This is a genomic window from Nocardiopsis sp. NRRL B-16309 (assembly GCF_001279585.1).
GTDB lineage: Bacteria > Actinomycetota > Actinomycetes > Streptosporangiales > Streptosporangiaceae > Nocardiopsis.
Window position 1 is genome coordinate 13,901 of record NZ_LGEC01000065.1, and the last position, 16,551, is coordinate 30,451.

17 protein-coding genes and 1 pseudogene are annotated in these 16,551 nt (G+C 71.6%); 12 read left to right on the plus strand and 6 right to left on the minus strand.

What is annotated here, in order from left to right:
- Positions 1 to 173: 173 nt before the first annotated feature.
- The 7 genes and pseudogenes from ADL05_RS09820 (at position 174) to ADL05_RS31070 (ending at position 7,421) form a co-directional block, all read left to right on the plus strand.
- A complete protein-coding gene (locus ADL05_RS09820) occupies positions 174 to 566 on the plus strand; it encodes a DUF485 domain-containing protein (RefSeq protein ID WP_053616579.1) in 393 nt (130 codons plus the stop codon).
- Positions 563 to 2,242 carry a cation acetate symporter gene (locus ADL05_RS09825; protein ID WP_053616580.1) on the plus strand — a complete coding sequence of 560 codons (1,680 nt, stop codon included), beginning with the start codon at positions 563 to 565 and terminating at the stop codon, positions 2,240 to 2,242. The genes ADL05_RS09820 and ADL05_RS09825 overlap by 4 nt, the downstream gene beginning before the upstream one ends.
- A gap of 314 nt (positions 2,243 to 2,556) precedes the next feature.
- On the plus strand, positions 2,557 to 3,573 hold the full coding sequence (locus tag ADL05_RS09830) for a sensor histidine kinase (protein ID WP_053616834.1): 1,017 nt from the start codon (positions 2,557 to 2,559) through the stop codon (positions 3,571 to 3,573).
- Positions 3,570 to 4,397, plus strand: coding sequence for a LytTR family DNA-binding domain-containing protein (locus ADL05_RS09835; RefSeq protein WP_053616581.1), 828 nt, complete (start codon positions 3,570 to 3,572; stop codon positions 4,395 to 4,397). Before ADL05_RS09830 ends, ADL05_RS09835 begins: the two co-directional genes overlap by 4 nt.
- Positions 4,394 to 4,810 (plus strand): annotated as a pseudogene (locus ADL05_RS09840) (hypothetical protein); the annotation flags it as partial. The gene ADL05_RS09835 and the pseudogene ADL05_RS09840, both read left to right, overlap by 4 nt.
- Before the next feature lie 128 nt (positions 4,811 to 4,938).
- A complete protein-coding gene (locus ADL05_RS09845) occupies positions 4,939 to 6,591 on the plus strand; it encodes a cation acetate symporter (protein WP_053616582.1) in 1,653 nt (550 codons plus the stop codon).
- A gap of 62 nt (positions 6,592 to 6,653) precedes the next feature.
- Positions 6,654 to 7,421 (plus strand): hypothetical protein, encoded by a 768-nt coding sequence (locus tag ADL05_RS31070; protein WP_053616583.1) that lies wholly within the window; start codon positions 6,654 to 6,656, stop codon positions 7,419 to 7,421.
- A 53-nt stretch (positions 7,422 to 7,474) separates the two neighbouring features.
- Here the strand turns inward: ADL05_RS31070 and ADL05_RS09855 are convergent, their stop codons facing one another.
- A complete protein-coding gene (locus ADL05_RS09855) occupies positions 7,475 to 8,248 on the minus strand; it encodes a DUF4239 domain-containing protein (protein WP_053616584.1) in 774 nt (257 codons plus the stop codon).
- A gap of 195 nt (positions 8,249 to 8,443) precedes the next feature.
- On the opposite strand from ADL05_RS09855, the gene ADL05_RS30455 reads away from it, so the two are divergent.
- Positions 8,444 to 8,602, plus strand: coding sequence for a hypothetical protein (locus ADL05_RS30455; protein WP_156365792.1), 159 nt, complete (start codon positions 8,444 to 8,446; stop codon positions 8,600 to 8,602).
- A 47-nt stretch (positions 8,603 to 8,649) separates the two neighbouring features.
- Here the strand turns inward: ADL05_RS30455 and ADL05_RS09860 are convergent, their stop codons facing one another.
- A complete protein-coding gene (locus ADL05_RS09860) occupies positions 8,650 to 9,402 on the minus strand; it encodes an AfsA-related hotdog domain-containing protein (protein ID WP_053616585.1) in 753 nt (250 codons plus the stop codon).
- An 839-nt stretch (positions 9,403 to 10,241) separates the two neighbouring features.
- Complete coding sequence (locus ADL05_RS31705) at positions 10,242 to 10,562, minus strand: hypothetical protein (protein WP_053616586.1); 321 nt, start codon at positions 10,560 to 10,562, stop codon at positions 10,242 to 10,244.
- Between the two features lie 245 nt (positions 10,563 to 10,807).
- On the opposite strand from ADL05_RS31705, the gene ADL05_RS09870 reads away from it, so the two are divergent.
- Both ADL05_RS09870 and ADL05_RS09875 read left to right on the plus strand, forming a co-directional pair.
- Entirely contained in the window at positions 10,808 to 11,632 is an 825-nt protein-coding gene (locus ADL05_RS09870) for a helix-turn-helix transcriptional regulator (RefSeq protein WP_053616835.1), read from the plus strand.
- Positions 11,619 to 11,804 carry a DUF397 domain-containing protein gene (locus ADL05_RS09875; protein WP_053616587.1) on the plus strand — a complete coding sequence of 62 codons (186 nt, stop codon included), beginning with the start codon at positions 11,619 to 11,621 and terminating at the stop codon, positions 11,802 to 11,804. Before ADL05_RS09870 ends, ADL05_RS09875 begins: the two co-directional genes overlap by 14 nt.
- Positions 11,805 to 12,000: 196 nt before the next feature.
- Here the strand turns inward: ADL05_RS09875 and ADL05_RS09880 are convergent, their stop codons facing one another.
- The 3 genes from ADL05_RS09880 to ADL05_RS09890 form a co-directional block, all read right to left on the minus strand.
- Positions 12,001 to 12,288 carry a YciI family protein gene (locus ADL05_RS09880; protein ID WP_053616588.1) on the minus strand — a complete coding sequence of 96 codons (288 nt, stop codon included), beginning with the start codon at positions 12,286 to 12,288 and terminating at the stop codon, positions 12,001 to 12,003.
- 31 nt (positions 12,289 to 12,319) lie between these two features.
- On the minus strand, positions 12,320 to 12,904 hold the full coding sequence (locus tag ADL05_RS09885; protein WP_053616589.1) for a TetR/AcrR family transcriptional regulator: 585 nt from the start codon (positions 12,902 to 12,904) through the stop codon (positions 12,320 to 12,322).
- 248 nt (positions 12,905 to 13,152) lie between these two features.
- On the minus strand, positions 13,153 to 13,836 hold the full coding sequence (locus ADL05_RS09890) for a helix-turn-helix domain-containing protein (protein WP_053616590.1): 684 nt from the start codon (positions 13,834 to 13,836) through the stop codon (positions 13,153 to 13,155).
- Positions 13,837 to 14,018: 182 nt separating this feature from the next.
- On the opposite strand from ADL05_RS09890, the gene ADL05_RS09895 reads away from it, so the two are divergent.
- Positions 14,019 to 14,891 (plus strand): aspartate/glutamate racemase family protein, encoded by an 873-nt coding sequence (locus tag ADL05_RS09895; protein ID WP_231640683.1) that lies wholly within the window; start codon positions 14,019 to 14,021, stop codon positions 14,889 to 14,891.
- A gap of 24 nt (positions 14,892 to 14,915) precedes the next feature.
- Entirely contained in the window at positions 14,916 to 16,427 is a 1,512-nt protein-coding gene (locus ADL05_RS09900) for an NCS1 family transporter (protein ID WP_053616591.1), read from the plus strand.
- Positions 16,428 to 16,551: the final 124 nt, after the last annotated feature.

The following is a 16,551-nucleotide window of genomic DNA, read 5'->3' on the forward strand; positions in this document are numbered from 1 at the left end:
TCGCCGCGCGCTGGGCGACCACTCGGCGACATCAGTCCGCGTTCGGCGCGCGTGCCCGCGCACCCCCTCCACGCGGCGAGTGTCGCTCCTTACAGTTCCGAGTAACGCAGGTCACATCACCGAAACGCCCACGAAATCACCCTCTCCGCCAATCCCCCCGGAGGATTCGCACCATGACGACCGACAGCAAGAACCAGGGATCGGACCCGCCGGGTCCGGACCAGGACGTCAACCCGGCCTACCTGGCGATGCACAGCGACCCGCGCTTTCTCGCGCTGAAGCGGAGCCTCTACTCGTTCATCTTCCCGATGAGCATCGCCTTCCTGGCGTGGTACCTGCTCTACGTGCTGATGTCCGCGTTCGGTCGCGACTTCATGGGCACCGTCCTCTTCGGCAGCACCAACGTCGCACTGGTCTTCGGCGTCCTCCAGTTCGTGTCCACCTTCGGGATCGCCATCCTCTACACGCGCTACGCCCGCAAGAAGCTGGACGCCCAGGCGACCGAGCTCCGCGACGAGCTCGTCAAGGGTGACGCCCGCCAGAAGAACCAGGAGGGCACCCGATGATGCTCGCACAGGAGGCCGTCAACGAGAGCGGCCGTCTGGTCACCCTCGTCCTCTTCGGCCTGATGGTCGCGGCGACCCTCGGCATCACCGTCTGGGCAAGCCGCCGCAGCTACTCCGCCGCCGACTTCCACTCCGGTGGCCGCGGGTTCTCCCCGCTCCAGAACGGCCTGGCCATCGGCAGTGACTACATGTCCGCCGCGTCGTTCCTCGGCATCGCCGGACTCATCGCCCTGGCCGGCTACGACGGCTTCCTCTACTCCATCGGATTCCTGGTGGCGTGGCTGGTCGCCCTGCTGCTCGTCGCCGAGCTGCTGCGCAACTCCGGCCGCTACACCATGGGCGACGTGCTGTCCTACCGGATGCAGCAGCGCCCGGTCCGCACCGCCGCCGCGGTCTCCACGCTGACCGTGTCGATCTTCTACCTGCTCGCGCAGATGGTCGGCGCCGGCGCGCTCATCGCCCTGCTCCTGGGCATCCAGGAGGGCCAGACCTTCCTGGGCATGGACGCCGCCACCGCCAAGATCGTCGGCATCGTGGTCGTCGGACTGCTGATGACCGTCTACGTCACCATCGGCGGCATGAAGGGCACCACCTGGGTGCAGATCGTCAAGGCCGTCATCCTGATGTCGGGCGCGGCGCTGCTGACGGTGCTCACCCTGTCCCTGTACGGCTTCAACCTCGGCGCGCTCATGAGCGACGCCGCCGACGCCAGCGGCCAGGGCGCGGCCTTCCTGGAGCCCGGCCTGCGCTACGGCGTCGAGGTCGCCGGCGACCCCGTGCAGACCATGTGGAACAAGCTGGACATGGTCAGCCTCAGCATGGCGCTGGTCCTGGGCACCGCGGGCCTGCCGCACATCCTCATCCGCTTCTACACGGTTCCGGACTCCCAGAGCGCCCGGAAGTCGGTCAACTGGGGCATCGGCCTCATCGGCACCTTCTACCTGATGACGCTGGTGCTGGGCTTCGGCGCCGCGGCCCTGGTGGGACGCGAGGCCATCACCGCCCAGAACGCGGCGGGCAACACGGCCGCACCGCAGCTGGCGGAGACGGTCGGACAGGCGGTCGGCGGCAACCTCGCCGGATCGGTCCTGCTCGCCCTGATCGCCTCGGCCGCCTTCGCGGCCATCCTGTCCACGGTGGCCGGCCTGGTCATCGCGTCCTCGTCCTCCCTCGCGCACGACTTCTACAACTCCGTCCTGCGCAAGGGCAAGGCTCCCGGACGCGAGGAGGTCCGGGTCGCCAAGCTCTCCGCCCTGGGCATCGGCGCGGTCTCCATCGTCCTGGCGATCTTCGCGCAGAGCCTCAACGTGGCCTTCCTGGTCGCGCTGGCCTTCGCGATCGCCGCCTCGGCCAACCTGCCGACCCTGCTGCTCAGCCTCTTCTGGAAGCGGTTCAACACGGCCGGTGCCGTGGCCGGTATCTACGGTGGTCTGATCAGCGCCGTCGGCCTGGTGTTCTTCTCGCCGGTCGTGTCCGGCCGGGAGACGGCGCTCATCCCGGGCGCCGACTTCGCCTGGTTCCCGATGCCGAACCCGGCCCTGGTGTCGGTGCCGCTCGGTCTGCTCTGCGCGGTCGTCGGAACGTTCATGTCCAAGGAGCGCGACTTCGACAAGTTCGCGATGCTCCAGGTCCGGGCGCTCACCGGCGCCGGCGCGGAGAAGGCCTCCGACCACTAGGCCATGTGGGGGACCGGGTCGGCCATGGGGGCCGATCACTCCAACCGGGAGTCCACTCCGCTCCCGGGCGGCCCTCCCCGGTCCTCTCTCCAACGGGCCCATCGCTCCCTCCCGGGCGGTGGGCCCGCCCCATGCCCGGCCTCCCCCGGCTCCGCCCCTCCTCCGTCGCCCCGCCCATCGGAAGGACGGCACAGCAACGTGAGCGACGACACATCTGACTGGGATATGGTCGTTCTGTGTCATATCGGTGGCTGTCGTGGAAGCTCCCCTTCCGACGGCGCCCGGCGTCGGCCCCATTGGCGAGCGTCGAGTTGATGCGCCAGGTACACGCCCTGGGCGTCGATCTCCAGGACGGACTGCACGGCAGGGGGGTGCCTGCCGCGGCCCGTCGGCTCCGGCAGCTGCTCGGCGCCGACTGCGCGATCCTGGCCGACCTCGACGGGCCTGTGGCCTCGCACGGCCCGTCCCCCTCCTCCGACGAGGTCGAGAGCCTGCTCGCCCAGGTGTTCGAGTACGGCGCCAGCGCCCGCACCCGCCTCCCGGACGGCGGCGCGGTGTGCGCGGTGCCACTGAACGTGGCCGACGAGATCGCCGGCGCCCTGGTGGCCTCCGGCCGCCCCGCGGAGGCCGACGTCGAGGCGGCGGCCTCCCTGGTGTCGGACTGTCTGGACCACGCCGCGCTGCGCCGCACCCGCGACCGCATCGCCGCCGCGGACCTGCGCACCCTGCGCGCCCAGATCTCCCCGCACTTCGTGCACAACGCGCTCGCGGTCATCGCCGCCCTGGTGCGCACCGACCCGGACCGCGCCCGACAACTGCTGTCGGACTTCGCCGACTACCTGCGCTACGGGTTCGCCGAACGCGGCGACTACGCGACGGTCGCCGACGAGCTGGAGGCCACACAGACCTACCTCGAACTCCAGCGGGCCCGTTTCCAGGACCGGCTGGACATCACCGTGCGGATGGCGCCGGAGGTCCTGCCGGTGGCGATCCCGTTCCTGGTCGTCCAGCCGATCGTGGAGAACGCGATCCGGCACGGCCTGGAGCGCAAGGAGGGCGCCGGGCACATCAGTGTGTCCGGGTTCGGCGAGGGGCCGCTGTGCGTCATCGAGATCGAGGACGACGGCATCGGCATGCACCCGGACCTCGCCCGGTCCCTGCTGGCGGGCACCGGACCGGAGTCGCGCAGCGTGGGTCTGGCCAACGTCGACCAGCGGCTGCGCACGGTCTACGGTCCCGAGTACGGTCTGGTGATCGAGACCGCGCTGGGAGAAGGGACGAAGGTGACCGTGCGCGTACCGAGGTTCACCCGGGGGGTGGTGGCGCAGTGAAGCCCGAGCTCAAGGTGCTGGTGGTCGAGGACGAGGCGTCGACCCGCCAGGAGATGGCGGCCCTGCTCGGCGACATGCCGGAGGTCGCCGAGGTCCTCGTCGCCGACAACGGCGCGAGCGCGGTACGGCTGCTGGGCACGACGACCATCGACGCGGCGTTCCTGGACATCCTCATGCCCGGCCTGGACGGCATGGACGTGGCGCGCGTGCTCAGCGTGCTGTCGGAGCCGCCCTCGATCGTGTTCGTCACCGCCTCCGAGGCCCACGCCGTGGAGGCGTTCGGGATCGGTGCCGTGGACTACCTGCTCAAACCGATCCGTCCCGAGCGGCTGGCCGAGGCGGTCGGCCGGATCGCCCAGCTGCGGAGCGCGGGCGGGACCGCCCCGCCCGCCGAGGACCTGCACGTGGTGCAGATCGACACCGGGCGCCGCACGGTGTTCGTCAAGCGCGACGACGTGCAGTTCGTGGAGGCCCAGGGCGACTACGTGCGGCTGCACACGGCCGACGGCGGCCACCTGATCCGCCTGTCGCTGTCCTACCTGGAGGAGGTGTGGGCGTCGGCGGGGTTCGTGCGGGTGCACCGCGGCTACCTCATCGCGATCCCGTGGGTGCGCGACCTGCGGGTCACCTCGTCCTCGGGCCTGGTCGCCGGGACCCCGGCCGGTGACGTGCCGGTGAGCCGCAGGCACGGGCGCCACCTGCGCGCCCAGCTGCTGGAGGCCGCCCGCCGCGACCAGTTGGGCGGCCGGGCCGCCACCACCCAGGGCGCAGCGGCACGGCCCCGGGACGGTGAGCCGGACCAGCAGCCACGGCAGGCGCCATGAGCCCTCGCCGCGAGAAGCTGACCAGCCCGCAGACCCGTATCGCGCTGGCGCGGGGCAACCGGCCCGCGCAGCACCTGCTGCCGATCCCGGAGCCCGTTGACACCGAGGCGGCGCGGCGGCTGTTCCGTGTCCAGCGGCGGACGGCCCTGCGCACGGTGGTGCTGCTGTCGGTCCTGCTGTTCGGGATGAGCGGCGCCTTCGCGGCGGCGCCGCAGCTGAGCGAGATCCGGTGGGCGGGCGTCCCGCTGTCCTGGCTGCTGCTGACGGTGGCGGTGTACCCCGCCCTGTTCTTCCTGGGCCTGTGGCACGTCCGCTCGGCCGAGCGCGCGGAGGATCGCGCCGAGGCGATCGCCGACAGGACCCGCCGTGACTCGGACGACTACCGGGACTCGGGAGACCGCCGGGGTCCGGGGTACCACCGGGCGCGAGGCACTCCCTGGGACGACCGAGACCCCAGTGGCCCCCGGGACTCGGGCGCCCGACCGGATGCAGGGAACCCCCGAGACTCGGGCGACGGCCGGGACGACCGCGGGGGGCGGACGTGACCGCCGTCCTGGCCATCGGCCTCGTCCTGGCGACGAGCCTGATCGTCGGGGTGTACGGAGTGCGCGCGGCCCGGTCCACGTCGGACTTCCTGGTCGCGTCGCGCCGGGTGTCCCCGACGTGGAACGCGATGGCCATCGCGGGCGAATACCTGTCGGCGGCCTCGATCCTGGGGCTGGCCGGGCTCCTGCTCAAGAACGGGCTCGGCACCATGTGGTACGCGGTGGGCTTCACCGCGGGCTACGTCGCGGTGGTCGCCCTGGTGGCCGGACCGATGCGCCGGTCGGGGGCGTTCACCGTGCCCGACTTCGCCGAGTACCGCCTGGGCGCGCCCCGCCTGCGCAAGCTCTGCGGCCTCGTGGTGCTGGTGATCATGCTGTTGTACCTGGTGCCACAGTTCAAGGGCGCCGGCGTGGTGCTGAGCCTGGTCAGCGGCACCCCCTACTGGGTCGGCGTGGTCCTGGCCGGGCTCGTGGTGAGCGGTTCGATCGCGGCGGGCGGCATGCGCTCGGCGACCTACGTGCAGGCCTTCCACTACGTCGTGAAGCTGGCCTTCATCGGCGGCCCCGCGCTCTTCCTGGTCGTGACGGCGGGAGTCGAGACCCGGGCCGAGGCCCTGCACCCGGAGTGGGGCACGCACTTCCCCGACACCACACCGGTCGAGTTCACCGTGGGGACCCGGTTCGCCCTCGACGAGCCGGTGGAGGTGACCGAGCGGGACGGTGGGACGCTCGAACTGGCCGAGGGCGAGCACACGGTCCCCGCCGGAACGGAGTACGTCTTTCCCGAGGGCGCGGCCGTGCCCGAGCCCGAGGGTCTGCCGGAACTGGGCGGGCGGGCCTGGAGCACGCCGCTGCTGCACGTGGGCGGCTACCCGCTGTTCGAGACCTGGTCGACGCTGTTGGCGATCACCGCGGGCTGTATGGGCCTGCCGCACGTCATCATGCGCTTCCACACGAGTCCCACCGCCCGGATCGCCCGCCGGGTCGCGGTGGGCGTCATCGCGCTGCTCGGCCTGTTCTACGTGTTCCCCGCCGTGTACGGGCTCCTCGGCCGGGTGCTGACACCGCACCTGGTCCTGTTCCAGGGCACCGACACGGTGGCGGTGGTCCTCCCGGCCCAGGCCGTGCCGGGGTCGGTCGGCACGGTCCTGACCGCGCTGGTGGCGGCGGGGGCGTTCGGCGCGTTCCTGTCGACCTCGTCCGGCCTGTTGCTGGCGCTCGCGGGCGGCCTGTCGCACGACCTGTTCCAGGGCAGCGTGCCCCGCCTGCGCCTGGCGGTCGCGGTGGGCGCGTGCGTGGCGGTGCTGTTGGCCCTGCCCGCGCAGCGCATCGACATCAACGTGCTGGTGGTGTGGGCGTTCACCGTGGCCGCGTCGACGTTCTGCCCGCTGCTCGTGCTGGGGATCTGGTGGCGTCGGCTCACCCTGCCCGGTGCGGCGGCGGGACTGACGGTCGGCGCGGTGACCGCGACCGGCGCGGTCGGCTGGTCGATCCTGCTGCCGACCCCCGGCGGCTGGGGCTCTGTGCTGCTGGCGCAGCCCGCCGCCTGGACGATTCCCCTGGCGTTCGCGACGATGATGACGGTGTCGTGGCTGACCCGCCCACCGGACTGGGCCGAACACGCGGTCCTGCGCCTGCACTCTCCCTGAGATTCGGTTCCACCTGCGCGGAACGTCCCCGACGCGACGCATCGAACACGTACGATCACCGTGTGACTACCTCCCTCGACCGCCGGTCCCCTGTCACCGCGCTGTCCTGTCTGCTGTCCGCCGGGCTGCTCGTCCTCGCCTGCGGTGCCGCACCCGCGTTCGCCCAGAGGGGCGCCCCCGCCGTCGACGTCGGTCCGTCGGGAGTGAACGTGGACGACGGCACGGGCCGGGTGGACGTCGGTCCCGGCGGTGTGCGCGTGGACGCCCCGGACGCGCACGTCGACGTCACACCCGAGTACGTCCTGGTCTGCGCGGGCGGCGTGCGGGTGGTCGTGCACGCGGGGCAGGCACCGGCCTGCCCGGCGCCGCCGCCTGAACCCGCGCCTCCGGCTCCGCCGCCCGAACCGGAGCCCGAGCCGGAGCCCGAGCCCGAGCCCGAGCCGGAACCCGAGCCTGAGCCCGTCATCCCGGGGGAGCCACCGCCGCCGCCCGGACGGGAGGCGCCCCCGGCGGCCCCCGTCGATCCGGCGGAGGTGCTGCCGCCCGTGCCAGAGCCCGACACCGTGCCCGGGGCGGCGCCGGAACCCGGCGCCGAGGCGGCCCCCGAGGAGGGACCGGAACAGGAGACGGAACCGGCCGCCGAGCCGACCCCCGGGCCCGCGGAGCCCGCGGCCGACGTCCAGGAACTGCTCGTGGACACCGCCGCGCCCGCCCAGGCGCAGTCGCCGGGCGCGTTCACTCCGATGCGCACGATGGTGGTCGTCACGATCGTCGCCGTCGGGGCCGCCTGCGGCGCCGGGCGTGCCGCCGCCGCCCGCGCCTCCCGCTAGGGCGTGTAGGGCGCCCGCCCGTCCCGCGCCACGGCGGGACGGGCGGGCCCGGCCTACCTGGACTCCAGGGCGAGGTCGGCCCGGTCGAAGCCCGCGATCGCCTCCTCCAGACCGCCCGCGTCGTTGGCCAGCACACCCGTGTAGGGCGTGCCCAGCGCGAAGAGGAGCGCGATCGTGGCGAACACGAACGCCAGGTTCACCGACGCCCAGAAGTAGGCCACCCGGGCGCCCTGCTTGATCATCGCGAACGGCAGCACCGCGACCACCACGGCGGTCACGACCGCGATCACCGTCAGGAGCGTCGGGATCTGGTCGCCCGCGGCGTTGGCCCGCTGCCCCCGGGCGTCACTGAGCTCGGTGATCTCCTGGCGCGCGGTCAGGCGGTCCAGTCCGTCGCCGGTGTCGGAGACCGACAGACCCCGCACCGACGCCGCCAGGGCCGCGAGGTCGTTGTCGCCCTTGCCGCTCAGCTCGCCGCGGGCCTCCATCCGCGGCCAGTCGTCCTCGACCACCGTGGTGAGGTAGGTGCGCAGGTGGTCGCGCACGGCGTCGCCCTCCTCCTCGGGGAAGGCGGTACTGCTCCAGTAGAGCTCCTGGGCGGCCGCGGCCTCGGCGGCCATGCCGTCCTCGGCCGCCTTGTAGTCCTCCCAGCCGATCACCACGGCCATCGCCGCCGCCACGAGGTACAGCGACAGCACACAGGGCGCGATGATGATGCCGACCGCTCCCCCGGAGAAGTCGTCGGCGATCCGGAAGCTCCGGGCGGCCAGGACGGCGCCGCCGACCATGACGGCCAGGACGGCGAGAATGACGAACAGCGTCAGCATGGTGTTCCCAGGGGGTCGTGGCACAGGTCGGGAACATCAGTAGCACGGAACGGGGCGGCGTTTCCGGGGAAAGACCAAAACGACACCGGAAACGGCGCGCACCCCTCTTCGACTTTTCGTACATGTCCTGACCTGCCCGGACACAAGGCCGCACGAAATCGCGCCCATGACGCTCCCGCCCCTTAGCCTCCGGGTATGGACGACGCGATCGACGCCAGCCGTGTCGTCACCCCGGACGCACTGGCGTTCTTCCACCACTACGTGATCGGCCCGGGGTACGCGGAGATCCATCCCGACGGCCCGGATCCCGAGGACCACTTGCTGGACGACCTCCGCCGCCTCGGACTCGTCTGACCGGCACCTCCACGTCCGACCGGAGCCGTCACGTCCAGCCGGTGCCGTCACGGCCCCTCCCCCGGTGTGCGCCGCCTACCGCGCGTCGGAGGGGCGCCCACGGTCCGGGACTGGGCCGACTCGGTGTCCTCGACCGAGCGCGGATCACACGCCTGGAAGGCGACATGCCCCCGCGCACACGTGCGCTCCTGTTGGAGGTAGACGATCTCGGCGTTGAGCGGTCTGCGCCGGGGGTCGGGCGGGCCGATCTCCGAGAGCGTGAGCCGCACGGTCACCGGCAGCCAGAACAGGGGCCGCTGGAACTCGAATCCGAAGCCGTACAGGACGGGTTGGAGCGGCGGGTGGTCGCGCTCGGCCGGATAGAGCTCCCTGGCCGCCCAGGTGAGCCCCTGCAGGGCCGCCTCGACGAGGAGTTGGCCGGGCAGTCGTCGGCCCCGCGCGGCGTGGTCGCGCATGATGCGGTTGCCCTCCGCGATGGCGAGCGCGAACTCGACCGTCCCGTGGTCGGCACTGGGCGCGGCCACGACCACGTCCTCCTGGGCGGACACGGAGACCTCGGCCCGCGCGACGGGCTGGGGCGGCGGTGCGGCCAGGGTGACCGAGCCGACCAGGCCCGCCCCGGCGATCCGGTCGGCGAGGTGGTCCCAGTCGAGTGGGCCCACGCCGAGCGAGGGGACGAGGCGCACGCGCCGGAGTTCTCCGACGGAAAGGGCGTGGTGCACGTCCCCGAGCGTGCGCGCCTCGGGGTGGGGACGGGCGGCGGGGCAGGTGTCCCCGACCACCCACAGGGCGTCAGACAATCGAACCTCCCAGCCCGGACCCGGCCGTCACACCGAGAGGGACAACGGCACGGGAAACGCCATTCGGGCACCCGAAGTGGGCGGATGATCCGGGTGCGGTGGGCGGGTTTACGAATCCGGGACCGGCTCCCGGCCGCAGGGCGGGACCGCGAAGCGGAGAACGGCGGACAGCGGCTGTGACGTGGTCTTCCATGAACTCCACCAAGGTCAGAGGGGAGTACATCCGGGGTGGACGGCCGCTCCTCCCGCGGACTTCTTCATTTCCGATATTCCCCGGAGGACAAGACACAAACGACATCGTCACTGTAAGTTAGATATCATTATGCGAACACCCGGCGAACGCGGTCGGAATTTTCCCTAGAGAAAAGCAGGAGTACGCCATTTCCGCAGTTCGCGGCGGTGTGCCCGGCGAATGTTTCGCATTCAACTTCCGCCGGGCGCACTCCTCTGCAGAGAGAACCGGGAAAGGACGGCCCCGCACGCCCTCCGCGACCTCCGCGACCTCCGCGCGCGCCGAGCCGCCGCGCCCGCCGGGCCGCGGGTGGCATCGCGGGCGCAGGCGCCGCACCGCTCCCCGTGGCGCCGAACCCCCGGTGGGCCGCGGGCCCACCGCCGCTGACCGGTCCGTGCGTGCTCCCCACCCGCGCGGCCCCTCGTACGCGCGGGCGGGGAGGAATGGGAGGAGCCGGGCACAGGGCCGACTCAGGTGCGGCACAGGGCCGACCCGGATTCGGCGCAGGTCCGGCTCGGGTTTCGGACGCAGGTCCGGTCCAGATTCGGGCACGGGGCCGACTCGGGTTCGGGCGCGGGTCCGGTCCAGGTTCGGGCGCACGACCGGTTCAGGGCCGAAGGGTCGCGATCAGCCGGCCGATGTCGGCCGCCTCGGTCTCCGCCCCGATGCTGAGCGCCAGCTCGCGCACTGCCTCCAGCGCGGACAGCGCCTCGGCCAGGACGCCGCCGCGCGCGACCAGATCGAGCACCTGGTCGCGCGGGTGGCCGACACCGCCGTCCGCCGTCGGCACCGATGGCACCTTCCCGGCCTGCGCCCACAGGGCCACGGTCACCGGCCGGACGCGGAGCAGGTCGGCCACCTCCCGGGTGGTCAGCAGGTCGCGCCCCCGACGAACCGTCCGGGGCCGGAGCCGTTCGGCGGCGGTCACGCGTCCCCCTCACCCGACCGGCGCGCGCACCCGGCCCCCGGCACACCGCGACGCCCCTCCACCCGGAGCACAGTTTCCACGCGAACCTCCCTGTGTTCGTCGATGGACACCACACTGGCCGATTCTGGGCCCGCGTACCACGAACATCACCAAAGAGTCACAGTTGGTCGTTATCTGAGGTATGCGGTGGCCGTGTCGTCTTGCATTGGCGCTATTGGCGATGTCACGGAGTTGGAGTGCGCTACGTGGAGCGAGAGACCAAACCCGCCTGGCGGCGGCTGGGCAGGGAGATCGTGGCCGCCCGCAGGCGAGCGCGCAAGACGCAGGGACAGGTGGCGCGGGAGCTGGGCGTGGTGCAGTCGACCGTCTCGGCCTGGGAGCGCGGGACGCGGGGGCTCCAGGAGCAGCAGGCCGCTGAGCTGGACGAGCTCTTCGGCACCTCCGGTGTCGTGCTGCGCGCGTGGGGGCGGGCCAACTCGCCCGAGGTACTACCGGAGTCCTATGAGGAGGTCGAGCAGCTTGAGGCCAATGTGACCGAGCTGCGCGAGTACCAGCCGCTGGTCTTCCCCGGCCTGGTCCAGACCAAGGAGTACACCCGGGCGCTGCTCCTGGACACCGGTCCCTGGCGGTCGGCGAAGGAGATCGACCAGATGGTCGAGGCCCGGGCCAAGCGCCGGCGCAACCTCGACAAGGACCCGGCCCCGGTCGTCTCGATCGTCGTCGAGGAGTACGTGCTCCGCCGCGTGGTCGGCGGCCGGCGCGACGTCCTGCGCGCCCAGCTCGACACCGTCCTCGCGCTGCTCGACGCGGGCCGCTTCCGGATGCAGGTGATCCCGGACGACGCCGACTGCCACCCGGGCGGCTCGGGTCCGTTCTGCGTCTACGCCTTCCCCGACCGGCCCATGGTCGCTTCCGCCGAACACATGAAGGGCGAGCAGTTCATGGATGACATGATGCAGGTGCAACACTGCGCCATGCTCTTCGGCATCCTGCAGTCCGAGGCGTTGTCACCCCGCTTGAGCCGGGATTTGATCAGGAAGGCCAAGGAAGAACTCGATGACCACACGTGAGCCCCGCTGGCACAAGAGCAGTTACAGCGCCCAGGAAGGCCGTTGCGTCGAGGTGGCCGAGGGATCGAGCGTTCTCGTCCGGGACACCGGACACCGCGCCCTCGGACACATCCCCTACCCCACCGACGCCTGGGCCGCGTTCCTGCTCAGCCTCACGACCCACCGGCCCTGACCTCGCGCCGAAGGCGGCCGGCCGGCTCCTCGGCCGGCCGCCGCCCCGTGTCCGCCGCGCCGTGAACCGGCCGGACCGGGGCCTTCGTCCCCTCGCCCCGACGCGGCCGCCGCCTCACCGGCCGTCCCGGCGATGGCCCGGACGTGCGCCGTTCCCCCAGACCCGGGGCGCGGACGCCGGTACGTGTGCCGCACGGTCAGCCGAGCAGGAAGCCGAGCCGCTCGTCGGCCCTGGCCGGTGCGATGTCGAGGATGGTCGCGGTGACGACGCCCTCGGCCACGAACGGATCGTCCTTCACCCTGGCCTCCAGCTCCTCTCGCGACTCTCCGTGAGTCACGACTGCGCCACCGCGCTCAGGCCTGAGCCCTCCGACCAACAAGAACACACCGTCATCGAACCCGCGCCTGATCCAGTCGCCGTGTCCGTCCATGAACTCCGCGGCCCGCGACCGCTTCTCGGTGAACTCCAGCAGTACGACGAACATCCGCTTCCTCTCGTCGGTCCCCGCACCCGGGTCAGCTCCGGACCGGGAACTCGTCGGCGCACGACCTCAGCCAGTCGTGCATCTGTTCCACCTCGCGTTTGACGAACGCCTCGTCGTCGAGGGCGGCGGCCAGCGTGGCCACGCCCTGGCTGCGAGCCAGGACGTGCATCGCCAGCTCGTCGGCGTTCTCCGTACGGCCCATCTGCGCGAACTGTTGCCGCAACCAGCTCCGGAAGAGCGTGAACAGCCGGTTGGCCCCGTTCCGCGCGGAGTGGTCGAGCTTGGTCAGCTCGGCGGACAGCGTGCCGACCGGGCAGCCGTAGCGGGAGATGTCGGCCAGGTTGACGATGAGGATGTCGATGAAGCTCCCGATCCGGTCCTCGGGACGCCTTCCCCGGCTCTCCCACTCCCGCAGCATCGACGCGGTATCGGCCAGGCGCAGCCCGATCACGGCGTCGAGGATCTCGTCCTTGGACTTGAAGTGGTGGTAGAAGTTCCCACGCGAGATCCGCACTGCCTCCGCGATGTCGGCGAACGACGTGTGTTCATAGCCCTGGCGGTAGAACAGGTCGTCGGCGGCCGCGATGATGCGGTCACGCGTGCTCGTACCGGGCACGGCCGCTCCTTCCCACGATCGACTGGGACGTGCGTCCGAGTCGAGATCCTAGGACGCACGTCCTAGTCCGGTCAAGGCAGTGGGGGGCGTGAACACCGACGACAGCGAGGCCCCGGAGCCGGTCGTGGAACGTACCGACGCACGTCCGGCGCCGCGCCCACGTCCGCCGAGGGCGAGCACTCCATTTCAGGCATCCCCCGCGTTCCCCGGAACCCTGCGCCAAGGCTGGGCCCCGCCAGCCACGGCGGTCAGGGCAGGTTCAGCCAGATCGCGACCGCGGGGACGTCGGACTGGTTGGAGATGCGGTGCGGCGTGGTCGAGGGATAGGAGATGGTGTCGCCCGGGCCGAGCCGATGGGTGTCGAAGCCGGTGTCCACGACCAGCTCGCCGCTGACCACCAGGCCGATCTCGTGGCCGCTGTGGCGCACGTACTCCGCGTTCTGACTGGAGAAGGCCCCCGGCGGATAGGTCGACTCGAAGTAGCTCATGCCCGGGACCTGCTCCGGCGTGAGCCGCCGGTAGCGCACTCCGTGGTGGAGTTCCAGCACGGCCGCGTCGTCGGCCCGCGTCACCGCCACGTGGTCGGACAGCACCCGCGAGGGCGGCGCCGCCGCCGATCCCTCCGCGACGGGCGGGCCGTTCCACCCGGGGCCGCCCCCAGTGGAGGCGGCCCCGCCCGGGACCGCCTCCTCCTCGCCCGCGAAGACCGCGGACATGGGTTCGCCCAGCTCGGACATGATCTGGTAAAGCCGCGTCACCGACGGGCGCATCTTGCCGCGTTCGATCTGGGACAGCGCGCTGGCACTGATGTCCAGCCTGTCGGCGAGCGCGCGCAGGGAGAGTCCGCGCGCGTTGCGCAGGGCGCGGATCCGACCGCCGATCCGTTGCTCGTCGGGGTCGGCGCCGGAGTGGTCTGTAGAGGGGCTCGTCATAGCGGTGTTAAGTCTACGTAGCGTCCCCGTGAAGTGATTGCTTTATGGATATTGAAGTTATAGCTTCACAAGCCTACGGTGTACCCGAGGAGTGATCCACGACACAGGACTCCCACGACAGGCCGGCCGCGTGCTCCCGACCGAGCGCCACGGCCCAGGCCCCGCAGCGCGGAAGGACGAGGATGCGCATCCTGCTGGTGAACGTCAACACCACCGACTCCGTCACCGAGGTGATCGCCGGACAGGCACGTTCGGTGGCCGCGCCCGGCACCGAGATCGTGCCGCTCACCCCCTTCTTCGGGCCGGAGTCCGTGGAGGGCAACTTCGAGAGCTACCTCTCCGCCGTCGCCGTGATGGACCGCGTCATCTCCTTCGACGGGCCCTACGACGCCGTCATCCAGGCCGGGTTCGGCGAACACGGCCGCGAGGGGCTCCAGGAGCTGTGCGACGTCCCCGTCGTCGACATCACCGAGGCCGCCGCGCACCTGGCCTGCCTCGTCGGCCGCCGCTACTCCGTGGTGACCAGCCTCGACCGCACCGTCCCGCAGATCCAGGACCGGCTGATGCTGGCCGGCCTCGACGGCCGCTGCGCCTCCGTCCGCTCCAGCGGTCTCGGCGTCCTGGACATCGAACGCGACCGCGCCGCCGCCACCGCCGCCATCGCCGCCCAGGCCGGAGCCGCCGTCCGGGAGGACGGCGCCGAGGTCGTCTGCCTCGGCTGTGCCGGCATGGCCGGGCTGGACGAGGCCGTCCGCGCCGCCACGGACGTCCCCGTCATCGACGGTGTCACCGCGGCGGTCCCCCTGGCCGAGTCCCTCGTCCGCCTCGGCCTGACCACCAGCAAGATCCGCACCTACGCCCGGCCCCGTCCCAAAGCCGTGACCGGCTGGCCGATCCGTCCCGGTGCCGTGCCGACGACACCCACATCCACCGCCCCCGAAACCACGGCCACCACAGCCACAGCCGAATCAACCACCGCAGCCTCGGCCGTCACGGCCGCCACCGCACCGTCCGCGCCCCCGCCCCGCCGGGGCGCCGCGCTCGACCTGCCCTGAGCAGAGCGAAGGAGTCATCCCCCCATGGAACAGCCGTCCGTTCCTCCGCGATCGGCCGACCGCCCGGCCGACCACCTCCTCGAAGAGTCGATCCTGCCCACCTGGCTGACCCAGCGCCCCATCGGGCTGTGGGGGTTCATCTGGATCTGGGTCGGCCTGGCCGTGGTCATCGTGACCTTCCAGTACGGCGCCAACGGCGTCGAGGGCGGAGTCACCCTGCCCGTGGTCATGGCCATCGTCCTCACCGCCACGATGACCCTCGCCGTCGTCATGACCCTCACCGCCGACATCGGCACCGAGCACGGCCTGTCCTTCGCCGTCTACCTGCGGGCACCGTTCGGCACCATCGGCACCCACCTGCCGTCCGTCTCGCGCGGGATCGTCGCCGCCTGCTGGTTCGGCATCCAGACCTACCTGGGCGCGCTGGCCATCAACGGGCTCGTGGAGTACTGGACCGGGTTCAGCTCGTGGCCGCTCTGGTACGCGGTGTTCCTGGTGGTCCAGGTGGTCAACGTGGCCCTGGGCATCAAGGCGATCGAGCGCCTGGCCGCCGTCGCCGCGCCCTGCATCCTGGCCATCTCCCTGTGGATGTACTTCACGCTCGACGGCATCGCCGAGCTGGAGGGCGCCAACATCTGGACGTTCGCGGGCAGCGGCGACACCTCGCTCGCGGCGCTGTTCATCGTCAACATGGCGGTGTGGGCGCCGGTCTCGGTCGACATCCCCAACATCACCCGGTTCGTGGCCGCGCCGTCCGGTGAGCGCCGCTTCCTGCGCCGCAACCGCAACATCCTCATCGCGCAGTTCATCGTGCTGCCGGTGATGCAGATGTGGATCGCGTTCATCGGCGCGGTCTCGGTCATCGTCACCGGGAACTGGAACCCCATCGACGTCATCCAGGGCGAGAGCACGGGCTTCGTGCTCGGGATCCTGCTCGTGATGATCGTGCTGGCCCAGTGGTCGACCAACACCGCGGCCAACGTCGTCCCGGCGGCGCTGAACTTCGTCAACGCCCTGGCCCCGTGGCTGTCCTACCGGTACGGCGTGGTCATGGCCGGCGTGGTGGCCACCGCCGTGATGCCGTGGCTGCTGCTGGACAACCTCTTCACGTTCCTCAGCTACTACGGCGGCTTCATCGCGGCGATCGCCGGGATCATGATCGCCGACTTCTACGTCATCCGGCGGCGCCGCCTGAACGTGCCGCACCTGTTCCGCTCCGACGGCCAGTACCGCTACGTCCGGGGCGTCAACCCGGCGGCCCTGATCGCCTGGGGCACGGCGTCCGCCGCCGCCCTCTTCGCCCTGGACTACGCCTACGTCATCGGCTTCCCGATCGCCTTCGCGGTCTACCTCGTGCTCATGCGGGTGTGGATCCTGCCGCGCTTCCCGCAGCGGGAGCTCTCGCCGTCCGGCCCGGACGACTTCCTGGCCACGAGCACCGGGCGCAGCTGGGTGCACGACCCCGGCACCGGCGGTTTCGACCTCGTGCCGACCGACGAACTGGCCGACCGCGCCACCGCGCGGGAGGACATCTGACCCCGCGCCACCCGGCGCGAGGCACCCGTCCCGCACCACCCTTCGCGGGCACATCCGCCCGCCCTCACCTCTCGCGGGCACATCCGCCCTCACCCTCCGCGGGCACATCCGCCCCGCCCCACCG